General features: G+C 38.1%; 22 protein-coding genes and 1 pseudogene. 9 read left to right on the top strand and 14 right to left on the bottom strand.

Annotation, left to right across the window (positions count from 1 at the left end; translation table 11 throughout):
- Window positions 1-31 precede the first annotated feature (31 nt).
- From HMPREF9180_RS05760 to yjbM, 7 genes are all read right to left on the bottom strand, one after another.
- Entirely contained in the window at window positions 32-1,585 is a 1,554-nt protein-coding gene (locus tag HMPREF9180_RS05760; RefSeq protein WP_006145557.1) for a ClC family H(+)/Cl(-) exchange transporter, read from the bottom strand.
- A complete protein-coding gene (locus HMPREF9180_RS05755; RefSeq protein ID WP_006145556.1) occupies window positions 1,582-2,370 on the bottom strand; it encodes a ribonuclease HII in 789 nt (262 codons plus the stop codon). Before HMPREF9180_RS05755 ends, HMPREF9180_RS05760 begins: the two co-directional genes overlap by 4 nt.
- Window positions 2,357-3,208 carry a ribosome biogenesis GTPase YlqF gene (ylqF, locus tag HMPREF9180_RS05750; protein WP_006145555.1) on the bottom strand — a complete coding sequence of 284 codons (852 nt, stop codon included), beginning with the start codon at window positions 3,206-3,208 and terminating at the stop codon, window positions 2,357-2,359. The genes HMPREF9180_RS05755 and ylqF overlap by 14 nt, the downstream gene beginning before the upstream one ends.
- Before the next feature lie 148 nt (window positions 3,209-3,356).
- Window positions 3,357-4,331, bottom strand: coding sequence for a phosphate acetyltransferase (gene pta / locus HMPREF9180_RS05745; RefSeq protein WP_006145554.1), 975 nt, complete (start codon window positions 4,329-4,331; stop codon window positions 3,357-3,359).
- A gap of 17 nt (window positions 4,332-4,348) precedes the next feature.
- A complete protein-coding gene (locus HMPREF9180_RS05740; protein WP_006145553.1) occupies window positions 4,349-5,248 on the bottom strand; it encodes an RluA family pseudouridine synthase in 900 nt (299 codons plus the stop codon).
- Window positions 5,245-6,063: an NAD kinase gene (locus HMPREF9180_RS05735; protein WP_006145552.1), complete on the bottom strand. Its 819-nt coding sequence runs from the start codon at window positions 6,061-6,063 to the stop codon at window positions 5,245-5,247. Before HMPREF9180_RS05735 ends, HMPREF9180_RS05740 begins: the two co-directional genes overlap by 4 nt.
- Complete coding sequence (gene yjbM, locus HMPREF9180_RS05730; protein WP_006145551.1) at window positions 6,047-6,718, bottom strand: GTP diphosphokinase; 672 nt, start codon at window positions 6,716-6,718, stop codon at window positions 6,047-6,049. Before yjbM ends, HMPREF9180_RS05735 begins: the two co-directional genes overlap by 17 nt.
- A gap of 131 nt (window positions 6,719-6,849) precedes the next feature.
- Between yjbM and HMPREF9180_RS05725 the strand changes: the two genes are divergently transcribed.
- The 7 genes from HMPREF9180_RS05725 to HMPREF9180_RS05695 all read left to right on the top strand — a co-directional run bounded on the left by HMPREF9180_RS05725 (window position 6,850) and on the right by HMPREF9180_RS05695 (window position 11,627).
- The gene (locus HMPREF9180_RS05725) at window positions 6,850-7,419 is read left to right on the top strand and encodes a CYTH domain-containing protein (RefSeq protein ID WP_006145548.1); all 570 of its coding nucleotides are present in this window, start codon (window positions 6,850-6,852) and stop codon (window positions 7,417-7,419) included.
- Window positions 7,420-7,541: 122 nt separating this feature from the next.
- Window positions 7,542-8,492, top strand: coding sequence for a ribose-phosphate diphosphokinase (locus tag HMPREF9180_RS05720; protein WP_006145546.1), 951 nt, complete (start codon window positions 7,542-7,544; stop codon window positions 8,490-8,492).
- A 15-nt stretch (window positions 8,493-8,507) separates the two neighbouring features.
- Window positions 8,508-9,623: a cysteine desulfurase family protein gene (locus HMPREF9180_RS05715; RefSeq protein ID WP_006145545.1), complete on the top strand. Its 1,116-nt coding sequence runs from the start codon at window positions 8,508-8,510 to the stop codon at window positions 9,621-9,623.
- A gap of 4 nt (window positions 9,624-9,627) precedes the next feature.
- The gene (locus HMPREF9180_RS05710; RefSeq protein WP_006145543.1) at window positions 9,628-9,975 is read left to right on the top strand and encodes a DUF1831 domain-containing protein; all 348 of its coding nucleotides are present in this window, start codon (window positions 9,628-9,630) and stop codon (window positions 9,973-9,975) included.
- Between the two features lie 9 nt (window positions 9,976-9,984).
- Window positions 9,985-10,194 carry a DUF4649 family protein gene (locus tag HMPREF9180_RS05705; RefSeq protein ID WP_006145542.1) on the top strand — a complete coding sequence of 70 codons (210 nt, stop codon included), beginning with the start codon at window positions 9,985-9,987 and terminating at the stop codon, window positions 10,192-10,194.
- An 86-nt stretch (window positions 10,195-10,280) separates the two neighbouring features.
- Complete coding sequence (locus HMPREF9180_RS05700) at window positions 10,281-10,922, top strand: redox-sensing transcriptional repressor Rex (RefSeq protein ID WP_006145541.1); 642 nt, start codon at window positions 10,281-10,283, stop codon at window positions 10,920-10,922.
- 15 nt (window positions 10,923-10,937) lie between these two features.
- Complete coding sequence (locus HMPREF9180_RS05695; protein WP_006145540.1) at window positions 10,938-11,627, top strand: gamma-glutamyl-gamma-aminobutyrate hydrolase family protein; 690 nt, start codon at window positions 10,938-10,940, stop codon at window positions 11,625-11,627.
- 37 nt (window positions 11,628-11,664) lie between these two features.
- On the opposite strand, the gene radC is transcribed toward HMPREF9180_RS05695, so the two are convergent.
- Both radC and HMPREF9180_RS10450 read right to left on the bottom strand, forming a co-directional pair.
- The gene (radC, locus tag HMPREF9180_RS05690; RefSeq protein WP_006145539.1) at window positions 11,665-12,345 is read right to left on the bottom strand and encodes a RadC family protein; all 681 of its coding nucleotides are present in this window, start codon (window positions 12,343-12,345) and stop codon (window positions 11,665-11,667) included.
- Between the two features lie 63 nt (window positions 12,346-12,408).
- A pseudogene (locus HMPREF9180_RS10450) lies at window positions 12,409-12,592 on the bottom strand (PLP-dependent transferase); the annotation flags it as partial.
- 202 nt (window positions 12,593-12,794) lie between these two features.
- Here HMPREF9180_RS10450 and HMPREF9180_RS05685 point away from each other — a divergent pair.
- Complete coding sequence (locus HMPREF9180_RS05685; protein WP_025168674.1) at window positions 12,795-13,490, top strand: VIT1/CCC1 transporter family protein; 696 nt, start codon at window positions 12,795-12,797, stop codon at window positions 13,488-13,490.
- A gap of 37 nt (window positions 13,491-13,527) precedes the next feature.
- On the opposite strand, the gene HMPREF9180_RS05680 is transcribed toward HMPREF9180_RS05685, so the two are convergent.
- From HMPREF9180_RS05680 to HMPREF9180_RS05660, 5 genes are all read right to left on the bottom strand, one after another.
- On the bottom strand, window positions 13,528-15,519 hold the full coding sequence (locus HMPREF9180_RS05680) for an FtsX-like permease family protein (RefSeq protein ID WP_006145537.1): 1,992 nt from the start codon (window positions 15,517-15,519) through the stop codon (window positions 13,528-13,530).
- A gap of 1 nt (window position 15,520) precedes the next feature.
- Window positions 15,521-16,279: an ABC transporter ATP-binding protein gene (locus HMPREF9180_RS05675; RefSeq protein ID WP_006145535.1), complete on the bottom strand. Its 759-nt coding sequence runs from the start codon at window positions 16,277-16,279 to the stop codon at window positions 15,521-15,523.
- 341 nt (window positions 16,280-16,620) lie between these two features.
- Window positions 16,621-16,893, bottom strand: coding sequence for a PspC domain-containing protein (locus HMPREF9180_RS05670; RefSeq protein ID WP_025168673.1), 273 nt, complete (start codon window positions 16,891-16,893; stop codon window positions 16,621-16,623).
- A gap of 59 nt (window positions 16,894-16,952) precedes the next feature.
- A complete protein-coding gene (locus HMPREF9180_RS05665; RefSeq protein WP_006145533.1) occupies window positions 16,953-17,402 on the bottom strand; it encodes a SprT family protein in 450 nt (149 codons plus the stop codon).
- Entirely contained in the window at window positions 17,389-19,518 is a 2,130-nt protein-coding gene (locus tag HMPREF9180_RS05660; RefSeq protein ID WP_006145532.1) for a Tex family protein, read from the bottom strand. The genes HMPREF9180_RS05665 and HMPREF9180_RS05660 overlap by 14 nt, the downstream gene beginning before the upstream one ends.
- A 155-nt stretch (window positions 19,519-19,673) precedes the next feature.
- Between HMPREF9180_RS05660 and HMPREF9180_RS10485 the strand changes: the two genes are divergently transcribed.
- On the top strand, window positions 19,674-19,787 hold a 114-nt coding region (locus HMPREF9180_RS10485), incomplete at its 3' end, for an SPJ_0845 family protein (RefSeq protein ID WP_154645154.1).

Below are 19,787 nucleotides of genomic sequence, written 5' to 3'. Positions count from 1 at the left end.
TCTTAAAAATTACATAACTTAAATTATGTTTTTATAGTAGCAAATCTTTAACTTTTCCAATTTCATTTTTTGGGATGACAAGGTGAATCGTATCTCCTACGTATAATTTGCTCGTTCCGTTAACTGTTTGCGTTTTACCGTTATGTACTTGCGTTGTAATTAAGGTATTGTGTGGGAGGTTTAATTCATGGACTTGTTTTCCTGAAATTTTTTCTGAAACTGGAATTTCGATTAAGGTTACTTCTCCTTGATCTGCAGCTACTTCTTCTGGTAGCAATCTTTCAAGCATAGCTTCGTATACTGGAGCGCCTTTAAGCAAATCCATGACAATATAAGCTACAAGTGTCACAAGACCGAGCGGCATGAGGTTACGAATGTCTCCTACCATCTCAGTAACAAGAATCATAGCTGTCAGTGGAGCCTTTGATATTGCACCAAAATAACCACTCATACCTAAAATCACGAAAATAGGAAATTGTTCAGGGCTAATAAGATCAAAGTTCACGCAGATTACTCCAACAAGAGCTCCTAATAGAGAACCTAAAGCAAGGATAGGTAGGAAAATTCCTCCAGGAAGTCCGCTACCATAACTAATCATACTCCAAGCAAATCGGATGATGAAGTATAGCAATAATATTTTAAACGGATAATCTTGACTCGTTAAAGAAAGGACTAGTTGATTGCCTCCTCCGAGAACATTTGGAAAATAAACCCCAACCGGAATAATCAAAAGAAAAGCTATAATGGGATAATAGGCTCGGTCTAAGTGGATTTTTTCTCCGATCCACTCATAAACAAGTGGAATATTCAAAACTGCCTTTTCGTAAAGAAAACCAGATAATCCAAGGAAAATACCCATCACCAGATAAATCCAGTATTGATCAAGAGTCATCAGAGGAATATTATCAGGCATATCCAATACAGGCGTTAATCCAAAAATCAAGAGTGAGATAAAGTTAGCAACGATACTGGCTGCTAAAGCAGATACCCAAAAGACTCTTGAAAAATGATGATAAACCTCCTCAACGACAAACAATAATGCGGCTATAGGGGCGTTGAATGCAGCAGCTAGTCCAGCAGCTGCACCACTTGCAATGAGAGAACGTTCTTCTAATGGACTTGATTTTAGCCATTTTGCAATTCCTTTTCCCCCCATGGCGCCTAGTTGGATACTGGGACCTTCACGTCCGAGCATGAGTCCTCCACCAATTGCTAAAATCCCAAGGATGTATTTTTTCCAGAGGATACTCCACCAGTTAAGAGACATGAGTCCTTTTAATTCAGCCTCTACTTGAGGAATTCCAGAACCTTTTATATTTTTTTCTGAACGAGTTAGTTTTGCTCCTAACCAAATAATAAAAACATACAGGAGAACAATCATGCCAATATTCTGCAAAAGATGCTGTTTATCTTGGTATAGTCCTTGAATAACATGAAATCCTTTTTCAATTGAAAAGCGAAACGAACCAACTATAGCTCCTACCACAAGCCCTACTAATATTCCACGTACGACTTGTGACAATATTGAACTAGAAGCAAATTCAAATTCTTTTTTAGGGCGTAGTATTTCTGATTTAATCTTCATAACAAGTCACTTTTCCCTTCTTCTGAGATGAATGATTTGATTGGTTCAAAACTTCGTCTATGAATGGATGTTATACCGTATTGTTTTATTCCTTCTAGGTGTTTTGCAGTACCGTAGCCAGCATTGTGTTCAAAATCATAACCTGGAAATTGCTGTCCGTAGGTAACCATAAGATCATCTCTGGTAACCTTAGCAACTATAGAAGCCGCAGCAATGGATAGGGAGTTGGCATCTCCTTTGATGATGGATGTCTGAGAAATCGGTAAATCTAATTTCATAGCATCAATCAAAAGGTGTTCTGGTTGAGATTCAAGTTGAGAAATAGCCTCTTTCATGGCTAATTTAGTCGCTTCATAGATATTAACTTGGTCAATGATATGATTATCCATAATTCCAATACCGATTGCTAGGGCATTGTCTTTAACAGCTTGAAAAACTTCTCTATGCTTTTTCTTGGGTATTTGTTTGCTATCGTTTAGACCTTTAATTTTACATTTTTTCGGCAGAATAACTGCTGCAGCAACGACAGGTCCAGCCAAAGGGCCACGTCCAACCTCATCGACACCTGCAATTAGGTTAAGGCCTTGTGCGTAAAGCTCTTTTTCATAAGATAACATACCTTCTAAGCGAAGATTTTCATCAATTTCAGCTTGAATGACTTTCTTACGCTTTTGAATTTCCTTTTGTACTCCTGAACGAGAATCTTTTTCAAATTCCTTAAATAAGGGACTTTCAAGTTCAGTTATCTTTGCTAATGATTCTTTTATTTCTTTAATCGTTGCCATTGAGATCATCCAACGTATCTAATGTGTAATTACCAAGTTTTCCATCACGAACTTCTTTGACAAAGAGATTGTAAAAACGATCGTAATCATCACGGAAACCAAGGATACGCGTCATATCCATGATAATTTCTGGAGCTTCATCGTCCAGATTCATTTGTTTGAAACGTTCTTGAAGCTTTTCAGGATAATTCGTTTTAAAGTAATTGAGACCGAAAATCGTTACCTCATCCATTGGAAGCAACTGATCCTTGATTGCTCCAGTGAGTGCAAGTTTAAGAGCAACAGTTTCATCTTCAAATTTTGGCCAAAGAATCCCTGGAGTGTCCAGAATTTCTAAATCCTTATTTGTTTTGAACCATTGTTGACCTTTTGTCACACCAGGCTTGTTACCAACTACAGCAATCTTCTTACCAGCCAAACGGTTCATCAGTGTTGATTTTCCAGCGTTTGGAATCCCGATAATCATGGTACGCAAGGTTTCAATTTGAATTCCTCGTTCCTTTTGACGAGCAATCTTCTCTACCATGAGTTTCTTAGCAGCATCCGTTACGACTTTTACAGTGATTTGTTCCTTAGAATTGATTGCAAGTGTTTGAATGCCTTGTGATTCAAAGTGCTGGCGCCATTCTTTTGTTAATACTGGATCTGCAAGATCTGCCTTGTTTAGAATCAATAGTCTTGGTTTGTCTCCGATGATTTTAGTCAGCATTGGATTTTGACTGGACAAGGGCAAACGTGCATCCACTAAAACTGTCACAAAATCAACAAATTTTAAATTTTCCTGGACCTGACGACGCGCCTTGGACATATGCCCAGGAAACCATTGAATAGTTGCCATTCTATTTCCTTTTCTTCATACAAACTTATTCTATAAAACATAGATGATTACTGACTATTTTACCATATTTTAGCTGTTTTTGCAGATGATTTGTGTCTTTTAAAAAGAGAAATCCCCCTTTATCGATAGGAAAAGAGGGATAACATTTTTATTGATGAACAGCTTGTGCTGCTGTGATAAGAGTTAATTTGTAAACATCGTCAGAGTTACATCCGCGAGAAAGGTCATTTACCGGTTTGTTAAGTCCTTGTAGAACAGGTCCAACAGCAGCAAATCCACCAAGACGTTCTGCCATCTTGTAACCAATGTTACCAGCTTCGATACCAGGGAAGATGAAGACATTAGCTTGTCCAGCTACATTACTTCCTGGAGCTTTAAGAGCGGCAGTTTCTGGAACAAAGGCAGCATCAAATTGCAATTCACCATCAATTTCAAGGTCTGGACGCAAGTCGTGTGCGATTTTAGTTGCTTCAACAACCTTATCAACACTTTCGCCAAAACCTGAGCCTTTAGTTGAATAGCTAAGCATAGCAATCTTAGGTTCAATACCAAACATCTTAGCTGTGATTGCTGAGTTAATCGCAATTTCAGCAAGTGCATCAGCATCCGGGTTAATGTTGATAGCACAGTCACCGAAGAGGTAACGCTCTGTTCCACGAACCATAAGAAAGGCACCTGATGTACGGCTCACATTTGGACGAGTCTTGATGATTTGAAGAGCTGGACGAACGGTCGAAGCTGTTGAGTGAATAGCCCCTGAAACCATACCATCCACCAAGTCCATATAAACTAACATAACACCAAAGTAGTTAACATCATTGACGAGAACTTCTCTCGCTTCTTCTTCTGTCATTTTTCCTTTACGACGTTCAACAAGTGAAGCGACCATTTCTTCAAATCGTGGGTAATGTTCTGGATCGATAACTTCGTAACCATCCGTAACACCTTCAATTTCAAGATAAATTCTAATCTTGTCAGGGTTTCCTAGGAGGACAGGAATAACTTCTGTTTCTTTTACCAAACGCTTTGTTGCTTGAAGGATACGTGGTTCTTCACCTTCAGGTAGAACAATGCGTGCGTTTTTACCAACTAGGTTGGCTTTCAAACTTTCAAAAACTTCCATGAGTTTTGACTCCTTTTTTAAAATAAATTATTATTTGATAACTGTGTAATAAGTGTGTCGAAATCATCCGGCAGTGGGCATTCTAGCTCCAACTGCTCTTCTAAGAAAGGATGATAGAACGATAAGTAATGGCAATGTAGAGCCTGGCGTTCGATGCCATGTTCTAAGCTTCCCCCATAAAGATCATCTCCAAGTAACGGAAAACCAATATGCGAGAAATGAACCCGAATCTGGTGGGTTCTTCCGGTGTGGAGACGAATATCAACTAAGTGAATATTCCCATAAGATGCCACGATTTGATAGGACGTATGGGCATATTTACCTCCCTTTGCTACCCGCCTAGTGATGATAGAGTCTTCATCACGGGCTATGGGTGCAATGATTTCTCCCTGAGGTTCCAGATGACCATCTCCCTTGAATAGGGCGTAATAATGCTTTTCAATAGCCTTTTTTTGCAACTGTTTATCTAATCTGGCATGCGCATAGCCGTGTTTAGCAAAAAGCATCAAGCCCGATGTATCTCTATCAAGTCTCGTCACGATGTGGACTTGTTGATTCTCATAGTTTTGTTTGACATAGTAACCCTTTATAAAGTTGGCAATCGTATTAGAATGATTGACACTGGGAATTGATGCAACACCAAAGGGTTTGTTGATAATCAAGAAATGATCATCTTCAAATAAAATGTCTAAAGGATAATCAATTGCTTCCAGAGTCTCAAAACCTTCCTCCGGCGGAATATCAATGACGACTTCATCTCCAACATCAAGGAGATAAGTTGCATTCTGCGGACGTCCATTGACTCGAATATCACCGCCTCGAAACTTAATCTTAGCAAGTAAACCTTTGGAAACTTCATGTTTTTTCAGAAAGGTTTTGACCTTGACATGTTCGTCAGCAATAAACTGAAACCTCATTCATCCACCTCGCCAATAAAGGCGTCTTTTACACGATTCCAAAAACTGGTGTGGCTCGGTGTAGCTACAAAATGAATCTTGTGGTGGTCAATCTGATACTCTATTTTCTCAATATTTCGGAAAGAATAGATACTATTGTCGACCGAAATCGTGTGATAGTCATTTCGAGTTGGTATCAATTCTATCTTGTCTTTTTTAGGTACAATAATTGATGAACCAAGCGTTCGGTAAATACGATTATTTAGACTAGCAATTTCAGCCAATTGCAAAGCTTCTATGGTCGGATGTAGGACTGCTCCACCAAGTGATTTATTATAGGCTGTACTTCCTGTTGGTGTTGAAACTGTAAGACCGTCTCCACGAAAACGTTCAAAGGGAACATTGTTAATAATAACATCTGCAACCATAGTGCGATCAGACCGACGAATACTAGCTTCATTTAGGGCTCTAAAAGACTTGACCTCACCATTTTCGAGAAAGACTTTGACATTTAAAAGTGGATAAGAAACACGAGCCCCATTATCTAACTGTAAATTTGTGACCAATTGGTCCAATTCAAAATCTCGATAGTCCGTATAAAAACCTAAGTGACCTGTGTGAACTCCAATAAACCTGACCTTATCTAGTTGGTTTTCGTACTTGTGAAAGGCAGATAACAACATGCCATCTCCACCAATAGAGATGACAATATCTGGATTTTTATCATTGAGGATAAAATTATTCTTTTTTAGACGTTCTTTTAATTCGAAAAGAACTTTTTGACTCTGAGGTTTACGGTTGGCAATTAGGTCAATTCGTTTACCTGTATTCTTCATCGGTATCGTCACTGTTTCCTACCCCGTCATTTAACTTTCTATACAAGGGATCAAAAAGCGCTTGTGCTTCTTGGATATCCGCACGTATTTTACTCATTTCTTCATCCAGTTGATGAGAAATTCTCGCCGTAATTTCTAGCCTTTCTTTGATTTCCTTCGGGAAATCTCCTTGGTATTTATAGTTGAGTGAATGTTCGATCGTAGCCCAAAAGTTCATAGCCAAGGTACGAATCTGAATTTCAACAAGAATTGTTTTTGCGCCATTAATCGTATCAACCGTGTACTCTATAATCAAATGATAAGAGCGATAGCCAGAGGCCTTACGGTGAGTGATATAATCACGTTCTTGAACAACTCGCATATCCTGTCTTTTACGAAGGATAGAAACCACTTCATGTACATCATCTACAAATTGAACCATCACACGTAAACCTGCAATATCTTGCAAATCTTGTTCCAACGTATCATAGCCAATCCCACGACGCGCCATTTTTTCTTTAATACTTTCAATCGGTTTAACACGACCTGTGACAAACTCGATTGGAGAATGTTTATTTTGTTTGCGGTATTGTTTTCGAATACCTCGGAGTTTTATCTTCAGCTCTCCGACAGCCTGAATGTAAGGATCTAAAAATTCTTCCCATTCTGTAATCATATAACTATAAGGTCCAACTCTCTACACTTTAATTGATCTAATTTTTGATTTTCCATTGAAAATCTTATACAATAAATACAATACTTATTATACCATAAATCGCTTTCAAATATAAAGAAAAGGTTATAAAAATGAAACATTTAGAAATTGAAATGAAAACACTTCTGACCGAGGAAGAATATCAAAAATTGAAAGATCACTTTTCAGAAGTTAAGCCCGTCACACAAAGAAATTACTACCTAGATACGCCTGATTTTTACCTTCGTCAACATAAAATCGCCATGCGTATTCGTACTTTTGCTACAAGTGCAGAATTAACCATAAAAATCCCTCAAGAAGTTGGTAATATGGAATACAATCAAGCCCTCACTCTTGACGAAGCCAATGCTTGTCTTGAAGAATGTAAACTTCCTCAAGGAATGATTCTTGATGAGTTATCAAATCGAGGTGTTTCAACAAGTGGCTGGATTGTTTTAGGTTGTTTAACAACTTTACGTTATGAGAAAGAAACAGCCATAGGACTCATGGCTCTCGATCAAAGTAGCTACTTTGATGTTATTGATTATGAGTTAGAATTGGAAGTTGAAGATGGAGAGCAAGGAAGTCGTGATTTTCAAGAGTTTTTAAAGGCAAATGATATCCAATACAAGAAAGCACCTTCTAAATTAGTACGATTTATCAAAAATATGAAAAAATACTGAAATTATCTCCTTTTTTTGATAAAATAGAGTAGACAAAAAATGATAAAATCTGTGAAAGAAAACACTTCCTTTGAAATTGTTTTTTTCGCTGATTTACTTAGTTTATAGAGGACGGTTTATCGATGTCAGATACAAAAAATATGAAGCTTTTTTCACTTTCATCCAATCATGAAATAGCTCAAAAAATTGCAGATGCTTCAGGTGTTCCACTTGGAAAACTATCATCCCGTCAATTCTCCGATGGTGAAATCCAGGTTAATATCGAAGAAAGTGTTCGTGGATATGATGTTTATATCATCCAATCAACGAGCTTCCCAGTGAATAACCATTTAATGGAACTTTTAATTATGGTAGATGCCTGCGTCCGTGCTAGTGCAAATACCATTAATGTTGTACTTCCATACTTTGGATATGCCCGTCAAGACCGTATCGCTTCTTCTCGTGAACCTCTAACAGCTAAGTTAGTTGCAAATATGTTGGTAAAAGCTGGAGTTAGCCGTGTATTGACTCTAGACCTTCACGCTGTTCAGGTTCAAGGATTCTTTGATATTCCAGTTGACAACCTCTATACAATTCCACTTTTTGCAAAACATTACTGTGATAAAGGGTTGACAGGTTCAGATGTTGTTGTCGTAAGTCCTAAAAACTCAGGTGTAAAACGGGCTCGTAGCCTTGCTGAATACCTCGATGCACCGATTGCAATCATTGACTATGCTCAAGACGATTCCGAACGCAGCCAAGGTTACATCATCGGTGAAGTTGAAGGTAAGAAAGCAATCTTAATCGATGATATTCTTAATACTGGCCGTACATTCTCTGAAGCAGCTAAAATCGTTGAACGAGATGGAGCAACTGAAATCTATGCGGTCTCAAGTCACGGACTTTTTGTTGACGGTGCTGCAGAGTTACTGGATGCAACTAGCATCAAAGAAATCTTGGTTACAGATTCTGTTGTGACAGAAAGCAAAAAACCTAAAAACGTACAATACATTACTGCAAGCGAATTGATTGGTGATGCCATGGTTCGTATTCATGAAAGAAAACCAGTTAGTCCCCTATTTAAATTTAAATAGAAATTAGGTGAGTTTTTGATTTATTTGGATAATGCTGCTACGACACCCATGTCATCTGCAACTATCTCAGCGATGACTCAAGTCATGCAAGAAACATATGGGAACCCTTCTAGTATCCATGGTCATGGACGCCAAGCAGGTAAATTATTACGTGAAGCACGTCAAGAGTTGGCAAATATATTAGGAACAAAGCCACAACGGATCTTCTTCACCTCCGGTGGGACAGAAAGTAATAACACTGCTATCATCGGTTATTGTCTTCGTCACCAAAATCGTGGCAAACACATTGTTACTACTGCTATTGAGCATCATGCTGTCCTTGAACCAATCCAATATCTTGTTGAAAATTTCGGGTTTGAAGTAACTATTTTAAAACCTGAGAATCATGAAATCACAGCAGAACAGGTCAAAAAAGCGCTTCGTCAAGATACCATCTTAGTTTCAACTATGTTTGCAAACAATGAAACAGGAACTCTATTACCTATTGCTGAAATTGGTGAAGTTCTAAAAAATCATCCAGCTGTTTATCATGTAGATGCGGTTCAGGCAATTGGTAAATTAGAAATTCAACCAGAAGAATTAGGGATTGATTTTCTCAGTGCTTCGGCTCATAAATTTCACGGTCCAAAAGGTATCGGCTTTCTCTACGCTGCTTCTACAGATTTTGATTCCTATCTTCATGGTGGAGATCAAGAGCAGAAAAAAAGAGCAGGAACAGAAAATCTTCCTGCAATTCTGGGAATGGTAGCAGCTCTAAAGGATGATCTTGAAAACCAAGAACAAAATTTTAAAAAGGTTCAAAAACTAAAAGACACATTCTTAAATGAAATTGCTGAGATTGACTATTATCTCAATCAAGGGAAAGACCAACTCCCTTATGTCCTCAATATCGGATTTCCAGGTCAACGAAATGATCTACTACTACTCCGCCTAGACCTTGAAGGTATTTCTATTTCAACTGGTTCTGCTTGTACTGCAGGTGTCGTTCAGGTCAGTCATGTCCTTAAGGCACTCTACGGAGAAAACTCTCCTCGCTTATACGAATCCGTTCGCGTCAGTATCTCACCTCAAAACACAGAGCAAGAAATGATAACTCTTGCTAAAATTCTTAAAAATATCATCGGAGGATAACTCAATGGCATTCGAACAAACCATTAAACTAAAAAATTGCCGTTACGATTATACACTTAGCCCAACTGTGAAAAAGTTTACTCTAAAAGATAATACCTTTTTTGAAACTAAAGTCGGTAACTATGAATTAACACGTCTTCTTGAAAAAGTTCCAAATAGTGGAGAAGGTTTCCAACTGAAAATTATTATCAACAAAGACTTAACAGGCGCTAAAATAAATATTACAGATAAATTTGGCCTACGTTTAGTTGATATCTTCAAATCAGAAGAAACTCATATCCACCAAGAGAAATTCTACTTCTTGATGGATAGTCTTGTTGAACGTGGAATATTTACCAAAAGTGAAAGATAGAAGGTCATTATGTTTCGATTAACTTACAAGGACGCCTATCGTGTAGAGCGTGTCCAAGAATTTGAAAACCTTGAATCCCTTATGCTATCCCTTTCAGGCTGTGTGACGCTTCCAGATACAACTGTTATAACATCTCTAACGCATAATGGAGCTGAAATCTATCAAGGACTTCTTGGTGACCTATACCATTTTTTAACAAAGTACCAAAATAATATCTAAACTAAGATTTTTCTTAGTTTTTTTTCGTTATTGTTGATTTTTTCACAAGCTTTCTATAAAATAGTAAATAGAAAGGTTGTGATAATGTGAAAGAAAAAGACTCTACTATTCCTAAAGCAACAGCGAAGAGACTTTCTCTCTACTATCGTATCTTTAAAAGATTTAATGCTGAAAAAATCGAAAGAGCTAATTCCAAACAAATCGCAGAGGCGATTGGTATCGATTCTGCAACTGTTCGTCGCGACTTCTCTTACTTTGGCGAACTTGGACGACGTGGCTTTGGTTATGATGTCAAGAAGCTCATGAACTTTTTTGCCGATCTCTTAAATGATAATTCTATTACCAATGTTATGCTGGTTGGTATTGGTAATATGGGACATGCCCTCCTCCACTACCGTTTTCACGAGCGTAATAAGATGAAAATTGTTATGGCTTTTGACCTAGATGATCATCCAGAGGTTGGCACTCAGACTCCTGACGGTGTTCCAATCTATGGAATATCTCAAATAAACGAAAAAATAAAGAATGCTAATATCAAGACAGCAATTCTTACCGTTCCTAGTGTTAAATCTCAAGAAGTTGCTGAATTATTAGTTAATGCTGGTATCAAAGGTATTCTCAGTTTTTCACCTGTTCACCTACATCTTCCTAAAGATGTGGTTGTTCAATATGTCGATCTTACAAGCGAACTTCAAACTCTCCTCTATTTCATGAGGAAAGAAGATTAGAAAGTGTAAATATTTATGAACAAACCAATTATTGGGATTACAGGAAACGAAAAAGCCCATCCAGATGATGAGCTTATGATGAGTTATGCGGCCAAAGGCTTTGTTGAAGGAGTTAAGGAAGCTGGAGGTATCCCCATTATCCTACCAATTGGTGATGAAGAAATGGCTAGTTATTACATCCGCTTGATTGATAAACTTATCCTAACAGGTGGTCAAAATGTTGACCCAAAGTACTATGGCGAATCAAAAACTATTGATAGCGATGATTACCACCTTCAAAGGGATATTTTTGAGCTAGCACTTATAAAAGAAGCTATTAGACAGAATAAACCAATTTTTTCTGTCTGTCGAGGTACTCAACTCTTTAACGTTGCTATGGGTGGAACCCTTTATCAAGATATCGAAGACCATTGGCAAGACACTTCTGCTGAATATACAACTCAGCGACTTACCACCGAACCAGATACCATTCTTCGAGAAATCTATGGGGAAATTTCTCATATCAATTCTTTCCACCATCAAAGTATTAAGGATCTAGCTCCGAATCTAAAGGTTGTAGCACATGATCCTAAAGACGGTATTATTGAGGCTGTTACAACTACAGATGGTTTTCCTTATCTCGGTGTTCAATGGCATCCAGAATTTCTCTTTGAAAATCGCCCCAAAGACAAAAAACTTTTCGACTATGTCGTCAATGAACTGTAAAGCAGTTAGAATAATGATACTATTACAATGAACAATTTTATATTAGATCCGTCTTTTCACGATAACTAAAATAATCGGAATGTGAGACGATTAGATGGTCCAATAAGACCAGACCCATTAACTCACAGGCTTCTTTTACAAGTTTCGTAACATGGTCATCATTGGGACTAGGAGATACTGCACCTGATGGGTGATTATGAACCAGAATCACGGATGTTGCCATATGCTTTAGGGCATAGTGTAGAATTTCTCTCGGTTCAGCAATGCTTCTCGTGGCAGACCCGATAAAAATAGTCTGCTGATGAATGATTTGGTTTTGAGTATTCAGATAGAGCGCCACTAGGTGCTCTTGTTTTTTATCTCCGAGCTCATCTTGCATCTTCTTAGCCAATCTCTGACTACTGAGAATGCTCTCCATTTCTACTGTTTCTCTCTTATGGATACGGCATCCTAGTTCAATCATGGCTTGTAGTTCAATTGCCTTAACACGTCCAATACCTGATAAAGTCTGTAATTCCTGTAGGCTCATTTTTTTTAAATCTGTTAAACATGTCAGCTGATTTAAGACCTTCTGTGCTATCTCAAAGACATTGGCCTGCTTTGTGCCTGTCCTTAGTAATATTGCCAGTAATTCTTGGTTGCTGAGCGCTTCTACTCCTTCTTTTACTAGTCTCTCTCTTGGTAAAAGCGAATCTTCTTGAAATGAAATACTATACATAAAAATCCTCCTCACTTTATTATTCGTGAGAAGGATGCTTAATTTAATAAAAACTAGTTATTTTTAGATTTTTTCAAGTGCTAGTCGCAAATCTTCAATCAAATCGTCGACATTTTCAAGACCGATTGAAAGACGGATTTGTTTTTTACTCCTGCTGCTTCTAAATCTAAATTAAAAACTTTGCATGGATCGTTGTAGCTGAACGGACTACCAATGATTTTATATCTGCAATATTGGTAGTTTGAGAAGATTCATTTATGTTCCTTGTATTGCCAAATGAACTGGGTTTCAAATATAAATTTGTTACATCTTGACATAAGAAATGGTTATGGAGCTTTTTATTAATTTGATAATTAGAATTGTGCAACTTTTCTAAGATAGTTCAAAATAATTGTTTTCGACTTTTTACTCCTTTATAATAGAGTTATTGAATGATAAAGGAGAGTAGAATGTCAGAAATTACACATGAAATTGATTCAAACTTCGCTGGTCGTTTAAATATTTTACGTGCTGGTGTGCTCGGAGCTAATGATGGAATTATTTCTATAGCTGGTGTTGTTATCGGAGTTGCCAGTGCTACTAATAATATCTTGATTATCTTCCTCTCGGGATTGGCTGCTATTCTTGCTGGCGCCTTTTCTATGGCTGGAGGTGAATATGTTTCAGTATCTACTCAAAAAGACACTGAAGAAGCCGCTGTAGCTCGTGAGCAATTACTTTTGGATAAGGATATCGAGGCTGCAAAGAAATCTCTCTATGCTGCTTATCTACAAAATGGTGAATGTGAAACTTCAGCTCAATTATTAGTTAACAAAGCTTTTTTGAAAGATCCACTAAAAGCTTTAGTTGAGGAAAAATACGGAATCGAGTATGAAGAGTTTACCAATCCTTGGCATGCTGCAGCATCTAGCTTCGTCGCTTTTGTACTTGGTAGCCTGCCTCCTGTGCTTTCGATAACCATCTTCCCAAGCGACTATCGAATCTCTGCTACTGTTGTTATTGTAGCGGTTTCTCTATTAGTTACCGGCTACACCAGTGCCAAACTTGGAAAAGCCCCAACTAAAACAGCCATGATTCGTAACCTTTGTATCGGTCTTTTAACCATGGGAGTGACCTATCTATTGGGTCAGTTATTTAGTATTTAAAACATAAAAATACCTCGATGATATCGAGGCATTTTTATTATAGCTGTATAATTTTGCGATAACTTCTTGAAGTTATCATAAAGATTAGTACGTAGATAAGGGCAAAGATACCACAAATAGAAAGTGTTACACTTAACATCATGACTGAATCAACAACACCAACGACCTTGAGAATCAGGCTCAACATGTGATAAGCAAAGGCCAGATGAAGAAAGGCAAAGGCCAGAGGTAGGAAGAAAACAGTCAAAACTTGTTTATTAATGGTTTGCTTGATTTGTTTTTGATCCAAACCAACCTTTTGCAGAATGACAAAACGTTCACGGTCTTCATAACCTTCTGAAATTTGTTTATAGTAGATAACGAGTACAGTACCTACCATAAAGATGATAGTGAGGAAAATACCGATAAAGAGAACTCCTCCAAAGAGAGCGTTCATTTCGACAGTTGACTCACTCGCAATGGTTGCACCGTAAATCATACCATTCTCGTTCTTGAGATTGTGACTGAAATTATCAGAGTAGTTTTCAAAATCATCGGCAAGTTTGAGTTGTTCCTCTTTACTTGCCGTCACATCCACACCACCGTAGAGCTGAGTGTAGATAGCAGAATCATGGTATTTGTCCAAAAAGTTCTGTAGATTTGAGACAACAAGGTAGTTATAATCTGAAATCAATAGTACATACTGGTTTGCAACATGGTCTCTGAGGAAATCTTGCTGGATTTCTTGCTTGATCGTATAGTTCTGATTGTTAAGACTGAATGATTTTTGACCTTTGAGATTTTCATTCTTAGCGAATAGTCCCACCTCACCATTTGTAAGGTTCAGCTTTTGTCCAGTCATATTTTCATAGTCTTTTTGATCAAAAACTAGGAAAATTGTTTTGGGAATAACATTGTTTTGACCTTTTTCAAAGGTGGTTAAATTGGTCCCATTTTGACTAGAAAGGCCGAAACTTGCATAGCTAAGAACATCCTTATTGCTGATGGTTAGCTTCTTTTCCTTGGTATACTGAGTTAAAAGTTGGTCTAAATCCTCAACTTCGACATTTTGTCCTGAAATTGACATATCGTGAGGATACAGGAGTTTTTTAATATTTTCAGAACCATTGTAGATACTGGTTGCTGCTGACATGGTGATCAAAACCATGGTTGAAAGGATGGCAATGGTTGCTAAACCGACAGCATTTTTCTTCATACGAAAAATGAGGTTAGAAACAGAGATGAGATTGTTAGGTTTGTAGTAATATTTCTTGTTTTTCTTGAGCATTTTCAAGAAAACTGTAATCCCAGCATTGAACAAGAGGTAGGTTCCTACAATAACTAACATAACCGCAATAAAGAAAGTAGCAATAGCTTTGAAAACATCTGTTACGCTTAGTGCTAAGTAGTAGCCACCACCTAGTGTAATTAGCCCCACTAAAGTTTGAAGGACTAGGAAGCGCCCTTTCTTTTCACCTTTTGATTTCTCGCGAGAGAGTTGGAGGGCATCCATACGGATAATTCGGATAGCGTTTAGGAAGACAATGACTAAAAAGATAAGACCAAATACCAGAAGGATCGAAAGCACTACGGACCATTGGAAGGTGGCAGTCAGCTCTACCTTCATCTTTGAAAGTTTGAGCAGTAAAGCGAAAATCAGATTGTCAAAGAGGGCACCTAACCCAATCCCAGCAGTGACCGTTGCTAAACCAAATATCAGAAGCTCCTTAAAGGTCATACCAATTAAATGGCGCTTTTCTAGGCCTAACATACCATATACACCCAGTTCTTTGGAACGGTTTTTCATGACAAAACTATTGGCATAAAGTACGATAATGGCAGATGCAAGTGTCACTACGATGAGACCTAGTTGAAGGGTAAATTGAATAGAAGATCCACCTCGCATTTCTACCATTTTAGGATTAAAAGTTAATGAATAAAATAGATAGCTGATGGTAACTGCAAGGAGAACTGCTAGTGCAAAAGGGTAATAGATTTTGCGGTTTTTGATTAAGTTGGAGATGGCCAACTTATTGGTTAATCGAAACATACTAGTTCACCTCACTTGCCATAACAGTCAAGGTGTCAGAGATTTCTTGGAACATCTGACGATCAGTCTTTTCACCACGGTAAATTTGATTATAGAGGATGCCGTCCTTGATGAAAAGGACACGTTTTGCACGGCTGGCTGCAGCTGTTGAGTGGGTCACCATGAGAATAGTTTGCCCTTGCTCGTTGATCTGATCAAAGATATCAAGGAGGGCTGCAGAAGATTTAGAGTCTAGGGCTCCTGTTGGCTCGTCAGCGAGGAGAATTTCTGGATCCGTGATGATAGCCCGTGCAACTGCAACCCGTTGTTTTTGTCCTCCAGAGATTTCATAAGGGTACTTCTCCTGCAATTGATTGATACCTAGATTTTCAGCTGTTACTACCAATTTTTTCATCATTTCTGTAATAGGCTTTCTAGACAATACCAAAGGGAGTAAGATATTGTCTTTAACAGAAAGCGTATCTAACAAATTAAAGTCTTGGAAGACAAAGCCTAACTTTTCTCGACGGAAGCTTGATGCTTCTGAATTTTTAATGGTCGCTGTGTCAGTTCCGTTAAGAAAGACTTGACCACGAGTTGGTTTGTCAAGCATGGCAAGAATATTGAGTAGGGTTGATTTCCCAGAACCTGATTCACCCATGATGGCAACGTAGTCGCCTTTTTCTACGGTAAAGTGAATATCTTTCAGGGCTTCTACTTGGTTACCTTGGAAACGAGTTTTATAAATCTTTTGAACGTGTTTTACATCTAGTAGTGTCATGATAATCTCCTTTTTAATATCCCATTAATTGAAACTGAGCCTGCATCATTTGAATGCCGAGCTCAACTCGCTCGATATCCTTTGGACTCGGTTTACTTGCTTGTTTCTTTTGTAAAATATTTTTCATAGTTTTGCTCCTTTATCTTTATGATATAAGTGTACTCTAAAAAAAGAGTTGGTTCCATAACATAACCTTACATTTGGAGCTTTAATCTTACATTTTTGTAAGATTGGATTATTTTTTTGAAATGAACTACTATTAGTTTACCATAAATTTTCAAGCAAAAGAAAAACCCCTGTAATTACAAGGGTTTAAAACTTTAATTAAATAGAAAAGGTGATTACCAAAACCAACCTTTGTCATCATCGATTGGTTCAGCTTCTTTCATTTTGCGAGGGCCAGTTCCGTACATATCAGCTTCGATATCTTCCTTGGTAGGTAAGATATAGTCTAGGATGATGTAGATGATGATTCCGAGTCCAAAATTTGCTACAGTGAAGATTGCAAATAGAAAACGAACTAGGGTTACATCAAAATTAAACTTATCTGATAAGCCTGCCAAAACTCCTGACACCATACGATTTCGCCTCATTTTATAAAATTTTGTATTCATGATTTGTACCTCTTTCGGTATTATTGATATGAGTATAACATGAACCAAAACAGCTTGCATCAGTCCTTAGTCGGATTTTGTAGGATAAGTCTACCATGACAAAGACCGCATCGATAGCGTCTCGTGTCGATTCGGCGTTTTCGCTGATAGGTCTGACTACACGCTTGACAAATATAGACTAGAGTTGGTTTTTGACTAGCATTCGGTAAAGGAGGTACAAAGCGAAGCCCATCTACTTCTTTTAACAATTCCTTAAAGGCTAAATCCTTATGTTTATAACCCTTACCCTCGTAGTATAGATGATAATGACAGAGTTCGTGACGAACAATTTTTCGGAAAACATCCAACCCAAGTTCTTGATAAACCTTAGGATTAAAATCCAAATGGCCATCCTGAGGGAAAAATCGTCCACCTGTCGAACGTAGGCGAGTATTCCATTGAGCCTGGTGTTTGAAAGGTTTTCCAAAGTCTTCTAAAGAAACTTGCCTAACGTAATCAGTTAGATTCATCTGGTGCAAGGAGCGACAGATTTACTTTTTCACGTTGAACATCGATTTTCTTCACCCAAACAGTTACCAAATCGCCGACCGATACTACTTGACTTGGATGTTTGATAAATTTCTTGCTCATGTGAGAGATATGAATCAGACCATCCTCATGGATACCAATGTCAACAAAGGCACCGAAGTCAACGACGTTCCGAACCACTCCCTCAAGTTTTTGTCCAACTTTCAAGTCTTTGATATCCAAAACATCCTGACGAAGGACTGGAGCATCAAAAGAATCACGAAAATCACGACCTGGTTTGAGAAGATCAGCAATAATATCTTTAAGGGTTTCCTGACCGAGGTCTAATTCTTGAGCCATTTCCTTGATTGAAATAGATTTAAGTTTGGCTTGTCCTTCTTCATTTAGGTCTTTAATGTCCAAACGTTTGAAGAGTTCCTTAACAGCAGCATAGTTTTCTGGGTGAACACCTGTATTGTCAAGGATATTGCTACTTTCAGGGATACGGAGGAAACCTGCAGCCTGTTCAAAGGCTTTAGCACCTAAACGAGGGACTTTCTTGATTTGGGCGCGTGAAGTGATTTTGCCTTCTTCTTCACGATACTTGACGATATTTTCAGAGATTGTTTTGTTAAGTCCAGCTACGTGTGAAAGTAAGGCTGGACTAGCTGTGTTGACATTGACACCAACTTGGTTAACGACTGTATCAACAACAAAGTCAAGACTTTCAGACAATTTTTTCTGACTAACATCGTGCTGGTATTGACCGACACCGATGGATTTGGGATCAATTTTAACCAACTCAGCAAGCGGGTCTTGCAAACGACGAGCGATAGAAATGGCTGAACGTTTTTCAACGGTTAACTCAGGAAACTCTTGACGAGCAAGTTCACTAGCTGAGTAGACAGATGCCCCACTCTCATTGACAATGACATAGCTTACTTCTGGAAAATCCTTAAGAACTTCAGAGACGAAGGCTTCGCTCTCACGGCTGGCAGTTCCATTTCCGATAGCAATAATTTCAACACCGTATTGGCCAATCAAATCAGCCAAATAACGCTTAGCTTCTTCAATCTGACGAGCTGAAGCTGGTTTGACTGGATAAATGACTTGCGTTGTTAGCATCTTCCCAGTCACATCAACGACTGCAAGCTTGGCACCTGTACGAAATGCTGGGTCAAAACCAAGGACCACGCGCCCTTTAAGAGGAGCAACAAGGAGAAGATTGCGAAGGTTCTCGGAGAAGAGTTGAATAGCTCCTTCTTCTGCCTTCTCTGTTAGTTCAGTGCGAATACGACGCTCAATAGCTGGTAAAACTTTTTTCTTAACAGATTGCTGAATAACTTCGTCAATATATACGTTTTTAACCTTGAAACGAGCAGCAAAGAAGGCTTGGATACGATCAACTGCATGCTCAAATCCAATCTTCAAAACATCTAGCTTCTCACCACGATTAAGGGCAAGTGTACGGTAACCCTGCATATTGGCAACTGTTTCTGAGAAATCGTAATAAATCTGAAAGACTTGCTTTTCATCCAAACTTTCGTCCTTGACTTTTGAAGTAATTTTAGAATGTCTAAGAACCTCTTGATAAGTCATTGAACGTAAGTTGACATCTTCAGATAGAGCTTCAACTAAGATATCAACTGCACCCGCTAAAGTATCTTGTGGAGTCTCAAAACCTTCACAGACAAATGTTTCTGCTTCTTTTTCTAGGTCAGATACATTTTGTAAGATTAAGCGAGCAAGAGGAAATAGTCCCGCCTCACGCGCAATGGTTGCCTTAGTGCGACGTTTTTCCTTATAGGGAAGGTAGAGTTCTTCTACATCTGCTAGTTTTTCGGCGGAAAGAATAGCTTCTTCCAACTCCTTAGTCAACTTACCTTGTTCTTTGATTTTGGCTAAAACTGCTTCTTTTCGATCATTGAGAGCAGTCAGGCTTTTATCAAGGTCGATAATAGCTTTAATAGCCACCTCATCCAAACTACCAGTCATGTCTTTCCGATAACGAGCGATAAAGGGGATAGTTGCTCCTTCTGCTGTCAAAGACAATACAGTATCAATCTGCTTTAAAGTTACACCCAAATCTTGGGAAATTTTTTCATATTTTTTATCCATGAAACTATTATACCATAAGCAGGAAAGCTTGTTTTCATTAATTTGTTGCTTTCATTCAACTTTATAAAGAGAAGAGCCATGTTTGTTTTAAATTTCAACCATTTCCCAGAAATAATAGTATAATAGAGATAACACAAAGAATCGAGGTATGCCGTATGGCTGTTAAATTTACAAAAACTGATGACTTAGATAAGATGTTCGAAGAATTCGCTAAACTTCCTGATTTGAAACAAGTAACATTTCCAGACGACAAAAAAAGAAAGATAAGG

It is taken from the genome of Streptococcus peroris ATCC 700780, from assembly GCF_000187585.1.
In the GTDB taxonomy this organism is placed as follows: domain Bacteria; phylum Bacillota; class Bacilli; order Lactobacillales; family Streptococcaceae; genus Streptococcus; species Streptococcus peroris.
Note: the sequence above shows the minus strand (reverse complement) of the source record. Positions and strands in the feature narration are given on the sequence as shown.

What these genes read in the sequence shown, in the direction of transcription:
- HMPREF9180_RS05760 (WP_006145557.1), bottom strand. Translation starts at nt 1,585, where the DNA reads ATGAAGATTAAATCAGAAATACTACGCCCTAAAAAAGAATTTGAATTT.
- HMPREF9180_RS05755 (WP_006145556.1), bottom strand. Translation starts at nt 2,370, where the DNA reads ATGGCAACGATTAAAGAAATAAAAGAATCATTAGCAAAGATAACTGAA.
- ylqF (WP_006145555.1), bottom strand. Translation starts at nt 3,208, where the DNA reads ATGGCAACTATTCAATGGTTTCCTGGGCATATGTCCAAGGCGCGTCGT.
- pta (WP_006145554.1), bottom strand. Translation starts at nt 4,331, where the DNA reads ATGGAAGTTTTTGAAAGTTTGAAAGCCAACCTAGTTGGTAAAAACGCA.
- HMPREF9180_RS05740 (WP_006145553.1), bottom strand. Translation starts at nt 5,248, where the DNA reads ATGAGGTTTCAGTTTATTGCTGACGAACATGTCAAGGTCAAAACCTTT.
- HMPREF9180_RS05735 (WP_006145552.1), bottom strand. Translation starts at nt 6,063, where the DNA reads ATGAAGAATACAGGTAAACGAATTGACCTAATTGCCAACCGTAAACCT.
- yjbM (WP_006145551.1), bottom strand. Translation starts at nt 6,718, where the DNA reads ATGATTACAGAATGGGAAGAATTTTTAGATCCTTACATTCAGGCTGTC.
- HMPREF9180_RS05725 (WP_006145548.1), top strand. Translation starts at nt 6,850, where the DNA reads ATGAAACATTTAGAAATTGAAATGAAAACACTTCTGACCGAGGAAGAA.
- HMPREF9180_RS05720 (WP_006145546.1), top strand. Translation starts at nt 7,542, where the DNA reads ATGTCAGATACAAAAAATATGAAGCTTTTTTCACTTTCATCCAATCAT.
- HMPREF9180_RS05710 (WP_006145543.1), top strand. Translation starts at nt 9,628, where the DNA reads ATGGCATTCGAACAAACCATTAAACTAAAAAATTGCCGTTACGATTAT.
- HMPREF9180_RS05705 (WP_006145542.1), top strand. Translation starts at nt 9,985, where the DNA reads ATGTTTCGATTAACTTACAAGGACGCCTATCGTGTAGAGCGTGTCCAA.
- HMPREF9180_RS05695 (WP_006145540.1), top strand. Translation starts at nt 10,938, where the DNA reads ATGAACAAACCAATTATTGGGATTACAGGAAACGAAAAAGCCCATCCA.
- radC (WP_006145539.1), bottom strand. Translation starts at nt 12,345, where the DNA reads ATGTATAGTATTTCATTTCAAGAAGATTCGCTTTTACCAAGAGAGAGA.
- HMPREF9180_RS05685 (WP_025168674.1), top strand. Translation starts at nt 12,795, where the DNA reads ATGTCAGAAATTACACATGAAATTGATTCAAACTTCGCTGGTCGTTTA.
- HMPREF9180_RS05680 (WP_006145537.1), bottom strand. Translation starts at nt 15,519, where the DNA reads ATGTTTCGATTAACCAATAAGTTGGCCATCTCCAACTTAATCAAAAAC.
- HMPREF9180_RS05675 (WP_006145535.1), bottom strand. Translation starts at nt 16,279, where the DNA reads ATGACACTACTAGATGTAAAACACGTTCAAAAGATTTATAAAACTCGT.
- HMPREF9180_RS05670 (WP_025168673.1), bottom strand. Translation starts at nt 16,893, where the DNA reads ATGAATACAAAATTTTATAAAATGAGGCGAAATCGTATGGTGTCAGGA.
- HMPREF9180_RS05665 (WP_006145533.1), bottom strand. Translation starts at nt 17,402, where the DNA reads ATGAATCTAACTGATTACGTTAGGCAAGTTTCTTTAGAAGACTTTGGA.
- HMPREF9180_RS05660 (WP_006145532.1), bottom strand. Translation starts at nt 19,518, where the DNA reads ATGGATAAAAAATATGAAAAAATTTCCCAAGATTTGGGTGTAACTTTA.